Origin of the sequence: Actinomyces denticolens, assembly GCF_002072185.1 — a bacterium.
In the GTDB taxonomy this organism is placed as follows: Bacteria; Actinomycetota; Actinomycetes; order Actinomycetales; family Actinomycetaceae; genus Actinomyces; species Actinomyces denticolens.
This window is the reverse complement of the sequence record NZ_MVIW01000005.1, coordinates 86,388-101,431: the sequence shown is the minus strand read 5'-3', so window position 1 is coordinate 101,431 and position 15,044 is coordinate 86,388. Positions and strand designations below refer to the sequence as shown.

Annotated in this window: 11 protein-coding genes, 2 tRNA genes and 2 riboswitches; of the genes, 3 read left to right on the top strand and 10 right to left on the bottom strand. The window is 72.9% G+C overall.

The annotated features are described in order from the left end of the window. Nucleotides 1–303 precede the first annotated feature (303 nt). From B1H55_RS02665 to B1H55_RS02655, 3 genes are all read right to left on the bottom strand, one after another. Nucleotides 304–376, bottom strand: a tRNA-Ala gene (locus tag B1H55_RS02665). Between the two features lie 88 nt (nt 377–464). Further along, nucleotides 465–1,832, bottom strand: coding sequence for a hypothetical protein (locus tag B1H55_RS02660; protein ID WP_077240895.1), 1,368 nt, complete (start codon nt 1,830–1,832; stop codon nt 465–467). Between the two features lie 200 nt (nt 1,833–2,032). After that, entirely contained in the window at nt 2,033–3,244 is a 1,212-nt protein-coding gene (locus tag B1H55_RS02655) for a molybdopterin molybdotransferase MoeA (RefSeq protein WP_073452636.1), read from the bottom strand. A gap of 155 nt (nt 3,245–3,399) precedes the next feature. Here B1H55_RS02655 and B1H55_RS02650 point away from each other — a divergent pair, with 155 nt between their 5' ends. The 3 genes from B1H55_RS02650 to mscL all read left to right on the top strand — a co-directional run bounded on the left by B1H55_RS02650 (nt 3,400) and on the right by mscL (nt 5,445). Next, complete coding sequence (locus B1H55_RS02650) at nt 3,400–4,050, top strand: 5-formyltetrahydrofolate cyclo-ligase (RefSeq protein ID WP_073452634.1); 651 nt, start codon at nt 3,400–3,402, stop codon at nt 4,048–4,050. A 138-nt stretch (nt 4,051–4,188) separates the two neighbouring features. Continuing rightward, nucleotides 4,189–4,902 carry an SAF domain-containing protein gene (locus B1H55_RS02645; protein ID WP_077240894.1) on the top strand — a complete coding sequence of 238 codons (714 nt, stop codon included), beginning with the start codon at nt 4,189–4,191 and terminating at the stop codon, nt 4,900–4,902. Between the two features lie 150 nt (nt 4,903–5,052). Continuing rightward, entirely contained in the window at nt 5,053–5,445 is a 393-nt protein-coding gene (gene mscL, locus B1H55_RS02640; RefSeq protein ID WP_073452633.1) for a large conductance mechanosensitive channel protein MscL, read from the top strand. A gap of 222 nt (nt 5,446–5,667) precedes the next feature. On the opposite strand, the gene B1H55_RS02635 is transcribed toward mscL, so the two are convergent. The 7 genes from B1H55_RS02635 to B1H55_RS02605 all read right to left on the bottom strand — a co-directional run bounded on the left by B1H55_RS02635 (nt 5,668) and on the right by B1H55_RS02605 (nt 15,005). After that, nucleotides 5,668–5,859, bottom strand: a complete 192-nt coding sequence (locus B1H55_RS02635; RefSeq protein ID WP_231952638.1) for a transcriptional regulator — start codon at nt 5,857–5,859, stop codon at nt 5,668–5,670. Between the two features lie 35 nt (nt 5,860–5,894). Further along, entirely contained in the window at nt 5,895–10,316 is a 4,422-nt protein-coding gene (locus B1H55_RS02630) for a DNA helicase (RefSeq protein ID WP_080461559.1), read from the bottom strand. Nucleotides 10,317–10,603: 287 nt separating this feature from the next. Continuing rightward, nucleotides 10,604–10,676, bottom strand: a tRNA-Arg gene (locus tag B1H55_RS02625). Between the two features lie 60 nt (nt 10,677–10,736). Continuing rightward, complete coding sequence (locus B1H55_RS02620; RefSeq protein ID WP_073452627.1) at nt 10,737–11,675, bottom strand: universal stress protein; 939 nt, start codon at nt 11,673–11,675, stop codon at nt 10,737–10,739. A gap of 186 nt (nt 11,676–11,861) precedes the next feature. Further along, the gene (locus B1H55_RS02615; RefSeq protein WP_077240892.1) at nt 11,862–12,671 is read right to left on the bottom strand and encodes a C40 family peptidase; all 810 of its coding nucleotides are present in this window, start codon (nt 12,669–12,671) and stop codon (nt 11,862–11,864) included. Further along, nucleotides 12,671–12,836: riboswitch (cyclic di-AMP (ydaO/yuaA leader) on the bottom strand. Its footprint overlaps the gene before it by 1 nt. Before the next feature lie 301 nt (nt 12,837–13,137). Beyond that, on the bottom strand, nt 13,138–13,938 hold the full coding sequence (locus B1H55_RS02610; RefSeq protein WP_080461558.1) for a C40 family peptidase: 801 nt from the start codon (nt 13,936–13,938) through the stop codon (nt 13,138–13,140). A 3-nt stretch (nt 13,939–13,941) separates the two neighbouring features. Continuing rightward, nucleotides 13,942–14,100: riboswitch (cyclic di-AMP (ydaO/yuaA leader) on the bottom strand. A gap of 218 nt (nt 14,101–14,318) precedes the next feature. After that, nucleotides 14,319–15,005 (bottom strand): metal-dependent transcriptional regulator, encoded by a 687-nt coding sequence (locus B1H55_RS02605; RefSeq protein ID WP_073452623.1) that lies wholly within the window; start codon nt 15,003–15,005, stop codon nt 14,319–14,321. Nucleotides 15,006–15,044 lie beyond the last annotated feature (39 nt).

Here is a 15,044-nt window from a genome sequence, read left to right as displayed (position 1 = left end):
CAAAAACCAGGCCCAACCCACACCACCACCACAAACAACAGCAGCAGCAGCACAGGCCAAACAAAAAACAAGACATAAACAAGCATGACACGCTATCGAGTTCTCAAACAACACACCCATGGAGAGCGATCAGAAGAGCTTTTCACTCCTCGCGCCGCTCTCAAGGCGACTCGACCAACTTAACCAGATGATCGCAGCGATTGTCAATCTCGAGCTCTGTGATCCCGATCTCAACCCCGGATCGTCCAAGAACGATGCCCGGGCGATAGGAGACCCGAGCCTCTCAGCCCGGGCCTCTACCGGTGGAGCTAGGGGGATTCGAACCCCCGACCTTCTCATTGCGAACGAGACGCGCTACCAACTGCGCCATAGCCCCAGGTGCCGGACGATCTTAGCACCTACGGTCCGGCCGTCCGCAACCCGGCGGGCCGTGAACCGCACCACCGCACGGTTTGCGCAGATTGTCACGCACCCGCGGCGCGGCGCCTCTCCAGGACCTCGTCGAGGTCGATGGGCTTGAAGGCCTGCTCGTCGTCGAGGATCGGGGCCGGTGCGTAGGCGCGCGCGTTGCGGGGCCGAACCGGGGACGGCACCGACTCCGCCTCCGGCAGCTCCAGATCCGGCACCGCCCGGCGACGTGCTCGTGCGGCCAGTGTGTACGTCGGAGCGGGCACCGCCACGGGGCGCCAGCCCTGAGGCGGCGTAGAAGTCGCGTCGCGCCGGATCGGCAGGGGCCCCGCCGATCGGGACTGAGCAAGCTCACCCCCCCCGACCTCGGCCGCGCCCTCCGTGCCGCTCCCGGCCGAGAGGGCCTCCCGAGCGTCGTCGTGCCGGATCGCGGCGGCGATACCCGCACCGCCCCCCTGATCGGCGTCGGTGCTATGAGGCTCGACGGGCGCGTCGTCCGCCGACTCCAGCGGGCGCGGCTCCATGACCCATTCGATGGGCCTGGCCGCTTCCGCCTCGTCACTCGCCCGGGCCGCCTCCCCGACGGTCTCCTCCGCCCCGGAGGCCGCGGGCGCACTCACCGACTCGGCCGACTCCTCATGAGCGGCCGGCTCGGCAGCGCTCGCCGCCCTCGACGCCGACCCGACCGAGTCCCTGCCAGTGTCCCTGCCAGTGTCCATGCCATTCGCTTCGGCGCCCTCCGCGAGGACCGCCTGCCCCTCGGAGGCGTCCGAGCCCTCGGCGCTCGTTCCGAGCAGCCCCTGGGCGGGAGTCGGCGCCGCGACCCTGGGCGCGGCGGGCTCGATCCGGGACGTGGGGCGGGCACCGGCAAGGGCGTCGAGGTCGCGCCGGAGTGCGACGACGCGCCTCCATTCGGCGCGATCGGCGGCGAGCGACGCCCTGGCGGCCTTATGCCCGGCGACCATCGAGACTCCGAGCAGCGCCGTCGGCAGCAGCGCGGGCCACCACGGGATGACCGTCACCAGCCCCACCAGCCACAGTCCGAGGCTCACCCCGAGCAGCCCGGCGGCCACGCGAGCGCGATTGGCGGCGGCGTCCCGGCGGCGCGCACGGGCGGCGTCATGCGCGCGCTGGGCCTGCGCGAGCTCACGCTCGACGCGCAGCGCGCGGACATTCCTCACTGCTGGCCTGTTCATCGCCCTCACCTCCGGGAGCCGTCGGAAGATCCTCGCGTGCCCGCCCTGCTCGCAGGCCTCGTCGGGGGTCATGGCCGTCTCGCCGGTCGCCAGGATCCGCAAGTCGGCGGAATAGCGATCATCACTGCGGGACAGCTTCATGACCTCACGGCGCCCGACCAGGAAGGGCAGGAGGTACGCGGTGAGAACGACGACGAGGGCGAGGAGCGCCCAGACTTCAATTCCCACAGCGCCACGGTACGGGCCGCCGACCCCCCGCCAGGAGAGATCGTCGGCGTGTTGAGGCCCGGAATGACGCCAATCCAGCCCCGTGAGCCCCGACGATCACAACAGTCACTCGCTTACCACGAATCACTTCGTGAGCGGGCGCCCGGCGCTCGACCCAGCGCCTCCTCCAATGGGGTCGAGGCCTCGACCGGGGAGGGTCATCAGGCGTCGAGGAGGAGGCAGTGGAGCGTGTCCCCGGCCGAGACGCTGCGCGCCTCCTCGGGGACGACGGCGATGGCGTTGGCCCGCGCCAGGCCCATGAGACGGGTGGTGCCGGGCTCCGCCGTCGGCTCGGCGCGGTAGCCGGTGGAGGGCGAGCCGGTCAGGTGCACGGGGACGAACTCCCTCCTGCCGGCGGGCGACGCCCATCCCCGCGTCATCTCGGCCGGCAGGCTCGAGCGGTGGAGCCCCTGCCAGCCGGCGATCTCCCGAAGTACGGGCCGCACGAAGGTCTCGAAGGCGATCTGGGCGCTCACGGGGTCGCCGGGGAGGCAGAAGATCGGCGTGCCCTCCACGGTGCCGACGCCGAGCTGGCGCCCGGGGCTCATGGCGACGGCGTCGAAGCGCACCGAGCCCAGGGGGGCGAGGGCCTCCTTGACGGTGTCCCCCTGCCCCACGGACAGACCCCCGGTGGTGATGAGCACGTCGGCGCGCACGAGCTGGTCCTCGAGGGTCTCGGTCAGGGCGCCGAGCTCATCGGGGACGGCCGCAACGCGGAAGGCCCGCCCGCCCGCGTCGGTGACGGCGGTGGCCAGGGCGTGCCCATTGGCGTCGTAGACGCTGCCGTCCCGGCGCGGTGAGCCGGGCTCGACGAGCTCATCGCCGATGGACACGATGACGACGCGCGGCGCGGGGCGCACCTTGACGCGCAGCCTCCCCACGCCGGCCAGGAGCGCGATCTGCCGGGCCGACACGCGCGAGCCCTGGGGCATGACCGTTGTCCCGGCGGCGACGTCCTCAGCGCGGCGCCGCACATTCTCCCCCTCGACGACGACGGAGCGGACCTCGACCCGCTGGGTGCCGCGGTCGGTCTCGATCCAGGGGACGACGGCGTCGGCGCCGACGGGAAGGGGGGCGCCGGAGTCGATGAGCATGGCGGTACCGGGGACGAGCCGGGCGCTGGAGGTGTCGCCGGCGCGCACGGCGTCGATGACGTCGAGGCGGGCGGGCTCGCTCGCCGTCGCGCCCCGGATGTCGGCGGCGCGCACCGCATAGCCGTCGAGGCCGGCCAGATCCGCGCAGGGAAGATCGAACTCGGCGACGACGTCCTCCGCCAGGACGCAGCCGACGGCGTCGAGAAGGACGACGTCGAGCGGCGGGGCCGGCTGCGCGATCTCCAGGCACGATGCGAGGTGCTCGGCGACGGTTCTCATGGCTTCCTCCCTGCCCGCAGGTCCCGGGACCTCGGGGCGGCACCGGGGTGAGGCCTGCGGCTCCAGGCGGCCAGGCTACCCGCAAGGGCCCCTCTCCCCATCCCAGGAGCGGCTCGGCGCGCCCGTAACGAAGGAGAACCTGAGAGAATCGGGGGGTGAGTTCTCAGGCGCGCGCACTCCCTGTTCCCGCTGGACTGGAGACCAGTCACGACAAGGGCCAATGGCGCCGGATCCTGCGCCAGCGGCGCCGCAAGCGACACCCCCACCCCGATGCGGGCCACTGCCCCGCCTGCGAGACCCTCATGGAGCACGCCCTCCAGGCCGTCGAGGGCATGGGGGCCATCGCCGCCTACGTCTCGGTGGGCGATGAGCCCTGCACCCGGCTCCTGCTGGAGCGCCTGGAGGCCGGGGGCCGTGAGGTCCTCCTGCCCGTCCTGGGCCCGCAGCTCTCCCGGGGGTGGGGGCGCTTCACGGGCATCGCCGATCTGGCCGAGCGCGCGCCGGGGCGCCCTCCCGAACCGGGGGGCGAGCCCCTCCCGGCGGAGGCGGTCTCCGACGTCGACGCGCTCCTCATCCCCGCACTCGCCATCGACCGGGCCGGGAACCGGCTCGGCCAGGGGGGCGGCTGGTACGACCGGGCCCTGCCGCTGAGGCACGAGGGCGCCCTCGTGCTCGCCATGGTCTACGACGATGAGCTCATCGCCTCGCCACTGCCCACTGAGCCGCACGACCAGCGGGTGGACGCCGTCATCACGCCCGAGCAGTGGTTCCTCCTGGAGCGCTCCGTCTTCGCCTCGGGGTCCTGAGGCCCCGCGGGCGTCGCGGGATGTCAGGGGGCCCGCCCGCACCGGAGCCGGGAACCACGGGCTCGCACGCGCTCAGCCGCGGCCGCGCCCTGTGGATGAGGCGATCGGCCGCCCGGTCGACGAGTCCACCCTGGGGGCATGAGCCCCCGCCCGCGCCTGGAGCGCTCCCCCGCCACCCGTCCATCGTTGCGCCTGTGGAGGGCGCGCCACCTCGTCGTCGCCGCGTGCGTGGGGGCAGCCGTGCTGCTCGCGCTCTCCGTCCTGCGCCCGTCCCCGCCGGGAGACGGCGAGGCGCTGGTAGTGACCAGGAGGATCAGCGCCGGGGAGACGATCAGCGCCGACGACGTCGAGCGCCGCGCGATCCCCGAGCCGGCGCTGCCGGCCCGTGGGGTGGCGGATGAGGGAGTCATCGGGAGCAGGGCGGCCATCAGGCTCGAGGAGGGCACCGTCCTCACGGTGTCGATGACCAGCTCGGCACGAGTCCAGGGGCTCGGCGCCGATGAGCGAATCGTCCAGGTGCCCGTCGGAGTGGGCGGATCATTGGCCGAGCCGGGCGCGATCGTCGACATCATCGGTGAGAGTCCAGTCACAGCCGCAAGCGCATCTGCGAGCCCCGCGGCGCTCCGCGATCAGGCGGGCGATTCCGCGCCATTGCCGCTTTCAACGGGCGAGGGGACCAGTGTTCTCTGCTCCGGCGCACGGGTCATCGGTACCACAACAGAAGGTGACACTTCTAGGTTTCTTTCAGGGAATAAGGTCACAGTAGTAGAACTTGCCGTTCCGGCGGACACCGCTACCCTTATCGTCGGTGCGGCAACGCAGGGCGCCCTCGGCCTCGCGCTGAGCCCCTGACGACCTCATCACAGTCGAGATGATCATTGATCCGTCGGCATATTCAGCCGGCGCCGACTGCCCGATGCAGCCAACCGGCTGTCGATCATCGTCCCGGCCTCGCGCCTGTCGCCCCTGCGGGGCGCGCACTCACCGAAAGGTTCTCCCCTCATGATCAAGGGATTCAAGGAGTTCATCGCTCAGGGCAACGCCCTGGAGCTCGCCGTCGCCGTCATCATCGGTGGCGCCTTCAAGCCCATCGTCGACTCGATCACCAAGGTCATTCTGGACATCGTTGGTCAGATCATCGGCTCCCCGAACTTCGACTCCGTCCTCCAGTTCAAGATCGACAGCGGCTCGGATACCTACATCCAGCCCGGTACGATCATCACCGCGCTCATCAACTTCCTGCTGGTGGCCCTCGCCGTCTACTTCTGCATCGTCGTTCCGATGAACAAGATGAAGGCCCTGCAGAAGAAGAACGAGGAGGAGAAGCCCGCCGAGCCGACCGACGTCGAGCTGCTGGGCGAGATCCGCGACCTGCTCGCCGCCCGCGCTCACTGAGAGGGAACGCGCCCGGCAGCACCGGCCGCCGCGCCCCAGTGAGCCTCTGAGCCCCGCCGACCCGAGTGGACGGCGGGGCTCAGCCCTATCCACCGGTGCCCGCCGGTGCCCGCTGCGGCCCACTCCCCGCGCCGCTGTCTCGCGAGACCGGTCGAAAACGTCATTGAAACCGGTCCGCGGACCGGTTTCAATGACGTTTTCGACCGGTCTCGGTGAAAAGGGTCAGGACCAGTGGGGCGGGACCTCGGCGCGCAGACGCGCGTCATTGGCACTGCCGCTGCCGGAGGCGTCATCCCCGCGGGCGCGGGCCTCCGTGAGGGCGTCGACCCTGCGGCGCCGCGCGTTCTCGGCGTCCTCCTCGGTCATCTCACCGCGGGCCACCCGCGCGGCGTCCTGGGGGGATAACAGGACCACTCGGCGCCGGCGGGGCCGGCCCGCCGCCGGAGCGCTCATCGGCCCCGCCGCACGGCGTTGCCGAGAACGGCGTCGACACCGGTCCCCCGGCGGGTGAGAGCGAGGGTCTCGCGCAACTCGGTGAGCTCCTCCTCCTCGCTGCGCGCCACCCCGTCGGAGCGGATCCACGCCACGAGGTCGTCGAGCTCGTCATCCGAGTAGGCCTGGATCGGCAGTCCCTGCGCGATCGGGGGGCGGGCCGCGCGCCCATCCGCACGGGGCGGATTCACCGGAGCGCCCGGGGCCTCGGCCCCCGGGGAGGAGGATTCCGCCCCGGCGGAGGCCTCCCGCCCGTCCTCATCGGGCCGCGCCCCCTCCGTCGCGCGCGCCGCAGCAGCGCCCTGGGGGGAGGCGGTGCTCTCGGCGGCACCCTCAGCGGCGGCGTCGTCGACGTGCTCGGGGAGCTCGGGGCCCTCCGGACGGGCCTGGGCGGCGGAGCGCTCATCGAGGATCTCGTCGATCATGATCTCGATGGTGCGGGCCTCGGCCTCGGGGTCGACGAAGACCCCTGCGGAGAAGGAGCGGTGGACCCGCCAGCCGCGGCTCTCGAGGCGCTCCACCCAGTGCCGGTCGCGACGGCGCAGACTCGGCTCGGCCACGTAGTCGTCGTCATCGGTCAGGACGGCGACGAACAGCTCCTCGGGGTAGTCGGGGTGGCCGATGGCCAGGGGGATGCGGGGGCCGCCGTCGGCTCCCCACTGGGGGACCACCACGAGACCCTTGCGCCACAGGTGCCAGGCGAGATCCACCAGGAGGCGGTCGGGCTCGCCGTTCTCCGCCGGGCCGACGGGGGTCCCGCCCCCGGCGGCCCGGGCGAGGACCTCGCGCAGCAGCCGGGCGCCCGGGGCGCGCAGCCGGTCGGGGTCGAGGTCCTCGGCGCCGATGGAGGAGATGACGGTGGTCGCGCCGCGGGAGGCGCACAGGGCCTCGACCAGCGAGACCATGCCGCCCTGCTCGCCGAGCTCGCCGAAGGCGTGGATGGTGCGCCCGTGCGGGGTCTTCGCGAAGCCGACGGACAGGACGACGCGGTCGCGGCGCAGCGAGCGGGCCTCGCGCAGGTCGATCACCGTGAAGGGCTCCTTGACGGCGGAGGAGAAGAAGTCATCCAGGGCCGGGGACTCGGCGGCCGCCACGGCCACCGCACGGCGGATCTCATCGGCGTGACGGGTGTTGAGGGCGATGACGCCCAGGCTCTCATCGGGCCGGGTGAGCGCGTGCTCGATGACGACGTCGACCACCTGGTCCACCTCGGCCGGCACGGTCTCCACGGCGGTCCTGCCCGGAGCGGGCATGCCGCGCCCGTCCACACGGATGAGGGAGAGCGTGGTGTCCCCCGGGGGTCCGGGGATCACCTCGACGATGCCCTCGTAGCCGTTGGAGGCGAGGAAGGACGCGATGCCGGCGTCGAGCTGATTGCGGCCCGTGGGCAGGGTGACCGCGGGCAGGAGAGGCCCGAGCTCTGCGGCGAGGCCCCTGTCCGCCCGGCGCGGATCCCCGATGACGAGGACCTGCTCGGCGCGCACGAGGGCCGGCAGTGCCTGAGCCACCGGCATGCTCGCGGAGGCGTCGAGGATCGCCAGGTCCACGACGGCGCTGGGGGCCAGCACCTGGGGCACGAGGGTCGGCGGGACGATCCAGACGGGGCGGGCGAGCCACGCCACCGGGTGGGCGTCGAGGATGTCGCGCAGGGGAACGCCGTCGTCCTTGGACAGGGCGATGTACAGGGAGCGGGCCTGCTGCTTGTCGGCCTCGACGGCGGCGCGCACGCGGCGGGCGCAGGCCTGCGCGACCGGGCCGGACAGGGAGGCGGACTGGGCGGCGTCGAGTCGGCGCAGACTCTCGGAGAGCTCATCGAGGGCCTTGGCGTCCAGGCCTCCCATATCCGGGTCCTCGCGGAGGGCCTGGGCGAGGACGGAGGACCACCAGCAGTAGGTGAGCTCGTCGTCGAGCTCGTCGTCGGGCACCTGGCGGGCGCGCAGGTCCTCGACGAGGGGCCCCATGCCCATCTCGTCGATGGCGATGGTGGTCTGGTTGCGCTCGGGCTGGGCCTGCGCGGTCTCCGGGTCGTCGGCGAGGGCCCGCACACGGGTGGTCAGATCCACGAGCGGTGTGTCGACGAGCGCCGGGGAGCCGTCGTGGCGGTCGAGGAGGGGCTGGAGCTCGGTGAGGGCGTTCATGGCGCGCTCGCAGGTGCGCCGCATCTCGTCCAGGCCCTGCGGGAGCGTGGGCCAGCCGCCGTCGGGGTCGTGACGGCGCCACTCCTCGCGGCGCCGCTGCACCTTGACGAGCTCGGCGTGCAGGTCCTCGACGACGCGGCCGGGGCGCACGAGGTCCTTGGCCTGGCGGGTGAAGCGGCGGCGCGCGGAGCCGCTCATGACGATGCTGCGCTCCTCGCGCCACCGCTTGGTGGCCGTGGCGATGACGAGGTCGGCGGCGGAGCGCTCGAAGACCTCGGGGAGGAAGACGTCGAGGGAGTCGCGCACGCCGTCGAGCATGTCGAGCTGATCGGACCACATGGCCAGGGTCGTGGCGCGCCGCAGCCCGATGTGGGAGGAGACCTCGCGGCTGTGGGTCTCGACGGCGGGCAGCATGTCGTCGGCCAGGCGGCCCAGGCGCCCCAGGGCGTCGGTGACCTCGTCGAGGTCGGTCAGTGCCAAGCCGCTCCAGGGCGAGGGCGCCTGGACCGGGTTGAGCATCCCGAGGGAGTGGGCGCGGTGGAGGATGCGCGAGGCCCGCTCGCGCCCGGCATCGTCGAGGCACTCGAGGCGCCCGGGGACGATCTTCGCGGTGGTGCGGGCCTTGGAGCGCGACGAGGTGAGCTCGGCGAGGGTCTGAAGGGCCTCGTAGGCGGAGACGTTCCATGGCTCTCGCCGCGCGTGCAGCGCCGTCACGTAGCGGGACAAGCGCTTGCGCACGGCGGTGAGGCGCTGGCGGACACGCAGGATCTCGGGGACGTCGAGCTGGGGCGGCTGGGAGCCGAGCCCGGATTGGACGGCCTCGGCGGCGTGGCGGCGCCAACTGGCGTCCTCCGTGAGGTCGACGACGAGGTCCCCCAGGCCGAGGTCCTCCAGGGCCTGGGCGACGGCGTGGCCGTCCCCGCTGGTGGCCGGGATATGGATGGCGGTGCGGCCGGTGGCGGCGGCATCGGCGAGCACGGCTGCGAGCGTGGCGGCGACATCCGATCCTGGGGGCGCGTCGAGGAGGAGGGAGGCCCCCAGGCCGACGGACTCGACGACGTCGAGCTGCCCGGGGTCGAGGTCCCCCGCGCCGCGCTCGGCGTCGGGGGCGCGATCCTCGCGCCAGGGGGCGGGCAGGTCGACGGCGAGGGCCCGCTGGGCGGGCTCGACCCCGGCCAGGGCGGCCACGATCGCGGACAGGCGCGCGCGGTCCACGACGGCGTCGAAGTCCTCGACCAGGGCCTGGCCGGGGTGGACGAAGGCGCCGACGACGAGTCGCTCGCGCAGTTCGAAGCCGGGCAGGTAGTCGCGGCAGGCGGCGGCGATGCGAGTGAGGGCGGCGCGCGGGGTGAAGCCCTCCGCGGTGAGGGCGGCACGGGCGAGGGATTGGATGTCGGCGGTCGATCCGTAGCGGCGCAGGGCGCGTGTGAGGACGGGGTTCACCTCGATGGTCGGGTCGACGGCGATGGTCGCGTCGGCGGAGGCGCTGGCCAGGCGGACCGGCCGCATGAGTACAGGGGCGTTGACCGTGCGGACGGTGCCCGGGGGGCCCGCCGGGCGCGAGGAGAGCGCGCTCTCCAGGACCGAGGTGAGGACCGGGTCGGGGATCTCGTGGTGGGGCTGCTCGGGATCACTACCGGCATCGGAGCCGCCAGGACCGCCTGGTCCGTCGCTCTCGGGGCTCCCGGCACCGTCGGCCGCCGCGGCGCCGGGGCGCCGGGACTCGTCCCGGATGGTCTCGGTCCAGGTGGCGACCCCGATGGCGAGGTAGACGGGGGCGACGCCGAACTGCCTGGCGAGGATGTCGGTGCGCCCGGCGACCTTGCGCACGGATTTGCGGGCCGCGGCCAGGGCGGTGGGCTCGCGGATGAGGCTGGACAGGGGGGTGGGGCGCCCGGCGTAGAGCTGGGCGAGCCCCGAGGGGTGGGCGGCGGTGAGGTCGACGGCGCCGTCGAGGAGCGAGACGTCGTCGAGGCTGGCCACTCCCCCGAGCCCGACGAGCTCCTCGCGCCAGCTCGCGAGCGCGGCGTCCACGCGGGCCCGGCTCGCGTCGTCGAGATCCGTGGGGGAGGCCGGGGCGGGGGGCTCCGGCGTCGGCGCGTGCTGGGGGACGATGGTGCCGGGCAGGCGCTTCTCGCGCCCGACCCCGCTGGCGCGCCCCTCGGCAGAGCCCACGCGATCGCCCGCTGCGTGGCCCGCGCTGTGCCGAGCGCGGCCGAAGGAGAAGAGTGAAGGCGCCATGCTCCGACAATATCCGCGCGCGACGCGCTCCTGCCCGAGGCGCCCCGGGGTGGCGCCGCGTCAGCGCACGAGCGGGCCTGCGGCGACGGCGACGATGGAATTGCGGACGCGCCGCGGGGTTGCGGACGCGCCCCCGCGGCGCGTTGGCGAGCCCGGAGCGCGTTGGCGAGCCCGCGGCGGAGGGCAGAGCGTGAGCGAAGGAGATGCGCAGAAGAGCGGATCGGGGCCACGAGCGCTCATGCGACTCGGAACCCCGATCCGTTTCCCCTGGCGAGCAGGGTCTTATGTGCCCCCGGCGCGATTCGAACGCGCGACACCCGCTTTAGGAGAGCGGTGCTCTATCCCCTGAGCTACGAGGGCTGGGCGCGGCAAGCCTACCAGCGCGCCGCGCCGGCCGAGTACCGGCGTGCCCCTGCTCGCTCAGGCGCGCTCCCAGGGGACGTTCGAGCGGGAGACGGCCGAGTCGTCGTCCCTGGAACGGGCGGGCACCACCATCACCGGGCAGGCCGCGTGGGAGAGCACCGCCTGGCTCGTGGAGCCCAGGAGGAGCCCCGCGAATCCGCCGCGCCCGCGGGAGCCGACGATGACGAGGTCGACGGCCGTGGAGAACTCGGCGAGCAGCTCGGCGGCGTTGCCGTCCAGCGCATGACGGCGGACCGTCACCCCGGGGTGGCCCTCGAGGGCCTCGGCCACGGCATGGTCGAGGCCGGCTCGTACGTCGGTGAGGACCTGCTGGCGGTCCACGGCGGCCGGCAGCCATGCGAGTGCCCCGCTGCCGGTGCTCATGGGGACGGCCGCCACGGCGGTGAGCTCGGCGTCCCAGGCCTCGGCCTCGCGGACGGCGCGGCGCACGGCCTTGTGAGCGGATCCGGAGCCGTCGACGCCGACGACGATCCGCTTGACCGGGGTGAAGGCGGAACCGGCGGTGTGCCGGGGCACGATGACCGTGGGGCACTTGGCGTGCGCGGGCAGGGCGGAGGAGACCGTGCCGAGCAGGCGGTCGGCGAAGCCACCGCCACCGCGCGTGCCGACCACCGCCAGGGCGGCATCGGAGGACAGATCCACGAGCACACCGGCGGGGTCGCCGGTCTCGAGCGAGCTGGTCACCGCGACGCCGGCCTGCTGGGCGCGGGCGACGGCCTCGTCGACAACCGCCTGGGCGCCGGCGCGTATCGCGGTGTCGTCCAGGGCCGCGTAGCCGCCGTCGAGGGAGGCGGCGGTGAAGGATGGGAGCGAGTAGGCGCACAGGATGTGGACCCTCCACCCCTCGCGCGCCGCGCGGGCGACCGCCCAGTCGACAGCGCCGAGAGACTCGGGCGATCCGTCGACGCCAACGAGGACGACTTTGTCTTCAGCCATGGTTCCCTGCCTTTTCCATCGGACACCCCGGCCCTCCGGGGATCCGGTGAGCCAGGTGCCCCCAGCATACCTGTGGCGCAGCGCACGACGGGGAGGTTCAGTGAGCACGGCCGGCCGTGCTTCGAGGGGGCGACCGCCGTAACGGTCGCCCCCTCGAAGCGCGGCTCGGATCCGTGCCGGCCCGCGTCAGCCGATCCGGATGAAGGAGGTCGGGCTCCCCCAGATCTCCCGGTAGACGACACCGGTGGACTCGTTGCCGGCGTCGATCATCATGCCATTGCCGGCGTAGATGCCGACGTGGTAGCCGTAGTAGACGATGTCGCCGGGCTGGGCCTCGGACATGGAGACGGCCGTGCCCGCGGCGGCCTGGGCCCCGGAGGTACGGGGCAGGCTGATGCCGGCCTGGGCGTAGACGTACTGGACGAAGCCGGAGCAGTCGAAGCCCGACGGCGAGGAGCCGCCGTAGACATAGGGGGTGCCCACGTACTGCATGGCGATGGACACGATGCTCGAACCGGACGCCGGGGCGGCGGCGGGGGCCGCCTGAGCCGCCGGCTGCGCCTGAGCGGCGGGGGCCGCCTGAGCCTCCGGCTGGTCCGCCGAGTCGTCCTGCGCGGCCGGGGCCTGCTCGGCCTGGGGGGCGGGAGTCTCGACGACGGGCTTGGGGGCCTCGGCGGCGGCTGCCTCAGCGGCCTCCGAGGCGTGGTCGAAGGCATCGGCCTGGACGTCGGTCCCGACGACGATCGCGGCATTGGTCGCCACGGCGGTGCGCGCGTCCAGGGCCAGGTAGTTGAGGCCGGAGGCGTCGAGGGATCCCGCCGAGGCCCGGGCCGGTTCGGCGACCGAGGCGGTGGCGGCGCCGGAGGCGACCATGGTCAGGGCCAGGCCGGAGGAGGCGGCCAGCGCGATGCCTCGGCGGGTGGCGGGCGCGACCTCGGTGAGGGGAGTCGTGGGACGTTTGGCCGCGCGGTGGCGAGCCTGGGAATGGGTGGTCATGTTCCTCTCCTGTGGCCGCCGAGGTTAGCTGCCGGGTTCGGGCTGGAGACGCCCTACCCGCATTGAGCGGGATTCACCCCGAGGGCCGCGATCAGGGCCGCGACCCATGAAACGGTTCCCCCGTCCCCATCGCTGATTGTTCGCCAGCCCGGGCCGGACGATGGGACTGGGCCCCGGCTCGGGCGCCGCGAGGGGAAGGCCCTGCGACACCTGAGAGGCTACCGGAGCGCTGACAGGAGAGTCACGGGAAGATCAACAACATGATCGTGACCTGCCGCACAGGAACTTCTCTTCTTCCCTGTCATTCCAACGGGTTCCGGCCAGGTCAAGCCCTCATTCGAGCCCTCCCGCATGACCCGCTTCACGATGAGAGCATCACCACACAAGACGTCCCGACCCCGCTCCCACGAGGGGAGCGGGGCCGGGACGGAGAGACGGAGCCGGTTCTGCCCGACCGCCGGTTCGCTCAGAAGCGGAGGTACGTGGCGCCACCGCGGACGGCCAGGTACTGCACGCCGACGCTCTCGGACTCGGCGGAGACCATCATGCCATCGCCGGCGTAGATCGCGACGTGACCGGGCCACCAGAGGACGTCACCGGGCTGGGCCTCGGAGGCCGAGATGACGGTGCCGGCCGAGCGGATGCCGCCGGAGGAGTGCGGGACGCTGATGCCCGCGACGTTGGCGTACACGTAGGAGACGAGGCCCGAGCAGTCGAAGGCGCTGGGGCCGCCCGCGCCGTAGACATAGGCCTTGCCGACCTGGGCCATCGCGAGACCCACGATGGAGTTCCCGGAGGCGGGGGCGGCCGGGGCGGCGGCCTCGGCGGCGGTGGCCTCAGCGGTCGCGGCCGGGGTGTCCTCCGCGGTGGGGGTCGCCTCGGCGGCGGGGGCCTCAGTGGCCTCCGGGGCCGCCTCGGCGGTGGGGGCGGGAGCCGGGGCCGGGGCCTCGGCGGCGACGGCCTCGACGGCGTGGTTGAAGCCATCGACCTGGGCGTCGCTGGCGACCTCGACGGCCGCGTTGGCGATGACGGCCTCGTGCGCCGGGGCGGCGAGGGCGGCGGTGCCGACGTTCTCGCCGAGGGAGCCGGCGGACTCGTCGAGCTGGGCGGTGTCGCTCGCGGCGTTGGCGCCGGAGGCGATCATGGTGAGGGCCAGACCGGAGGTCGCGACGACGGCGAGGCCGCGACGTGCGGCCGGACCGGTGCTCGACAACGGGGTGATCGGTCGAGTGGCCTTGCGGTGGCGTGCCTTGACGCTGGAAGTCACTGGTTTTTCTCCTGGAGAGCCGTCGAGGTTAGCTGTCGGGTTCGGGCTGGAGACGCCCTACCCGCCGAGGCGGGATTCACCCCAAGGAGGACCGAGCGCGGGCTCGTTCTCATCCGGGAAATGGTTCCCCCGTCCCTGCCGGTGATCTGGGTGGGAATCAGGAGCGAGGGGCGCCGACAGGGTTTGGCTCCGCCCATCTCTCCACAACCGGGGCATCGGCTGCATCGCCGACACTAGTCGAAGTTCCGCGGAAGAGTGAAGCCCTGAGTACCCCGACCCCGTGTGGCATCCCTCTCCTAGGGGCCTCATAGGCGCATTCGACCTGGTCAGGCCTGCTGAGGGCCCGACAGACGGCGGTTCAGGGTGATCGCGGCGCGGGCTCAGCGCGCGGAGGCGCTCTGCTCCAGGAAGAGGTGCCGGGCGACGTCGCCCGGCAGCACGATCGGCATGCCCGTGGGCCCCACGATGCGCACGCCCCCGGCCGATCCGCGCAGCTCCACGCGCGCGCCCGCGCAGATCCCCGCATCCTCCATCAGGCCCAGGAGCTCGGCGTCGGCCTGGATCGGCTCGCCGATCCGGTGCACGACGGCGGATCCGACGCCGTCGCGGGCCACGCGGTTGGCGCTCGACTCGTCCTCGCCCGGCGCCGGGTGGTCGGCCCGCCTGCCGGGGATGGGGTTGCCGAAGGGGTCGGAGACGACGTCCCCGAGGATCTCGGCGAGCCGGTCCTCGACCCTCTCGCTCATGACGTGCTCCCAGCGGCAGGCCTCATCGTGGATGTAGCGCCGATCGAGGCCGACGACGTCGAGCAGCAGCCTTTCAGCAAGGCGGTGCTTGCGGATCACCTCCGTGGCCCGGCGCCGCCCCTCCTCGGTGAGCTCCAGCGAACGGTCCTCGGCGACCCTGATGAGCCCATCGCGCTCCATGCGCGCCACCGTCTGGGAGACCGTGGGGCCGGAGTGGTCGAGGCGGTCGACAATCCGCGCGCGAAGAGGGGTGACGCCGTCCTCCTCCATCTCGTAAACGGTCTTGAGGTACATCTCGGTGGTGTCGATGAGCTCGCTCATGTGCGCTCGCGCCTCCTGCGACGACGGTTCCCCGCCCAC

Excerpts from the sequence above, each read along its gene's own strand:
- B1H55_RS02615 (WP_077240892.1), bottom strand. The coding sequence starts at position 12,671 with ATGACCACCCATTCCCAGGCTCGCCACCGCGCGGCCAAACGTCCCACG.
- B1H55_RS02630 (WP_080461559.1), bottom strand. The coding sequence starts at position 10,316 with ATGGCGCCTTCACTCTTCTCCTTCGGCCGCGCTCGGCACAGCGCGGGC.
- B1H55_RS02645 (WP_077240894.1), top strand. The coding sequence starts at position 4,189 with ATGAGCCCCCGCCCGCGCCTGGAGCGCTCCCCCGCCACCCGTCCATCG.
- B1H55_RS02620 (WP_073452627.1), bottom strand. The coding sequence starts at position 11,675 with ATGGCTGAAGACAAAGTCGTCCTCGTTGGCGTCGACGGATCGCCCGAG.
- B1H55_RS02655 (WP_073452636.1), bottom strand. The coding sequence starts at position 3,244 with ATGAGAACCGTCGCCGAGCACCTCGCATCGTGCCTGGAGATCGCGCAG.
- B1H55_RS02605 (WP_073452623.1), bottom strand. The coding sequence starts at position 15,005 with ATGAGCGAGCTCATCGACACCACCGAGATGTACCTCAAGACCGTTTAC.
- mscL (WP_073452633.1), top strand. The coding sequence starts at position 5,053 with ATGATCAAGGGATTCAAGGAGTTCATCGCTCAGGGCAACGCCCTGGAG.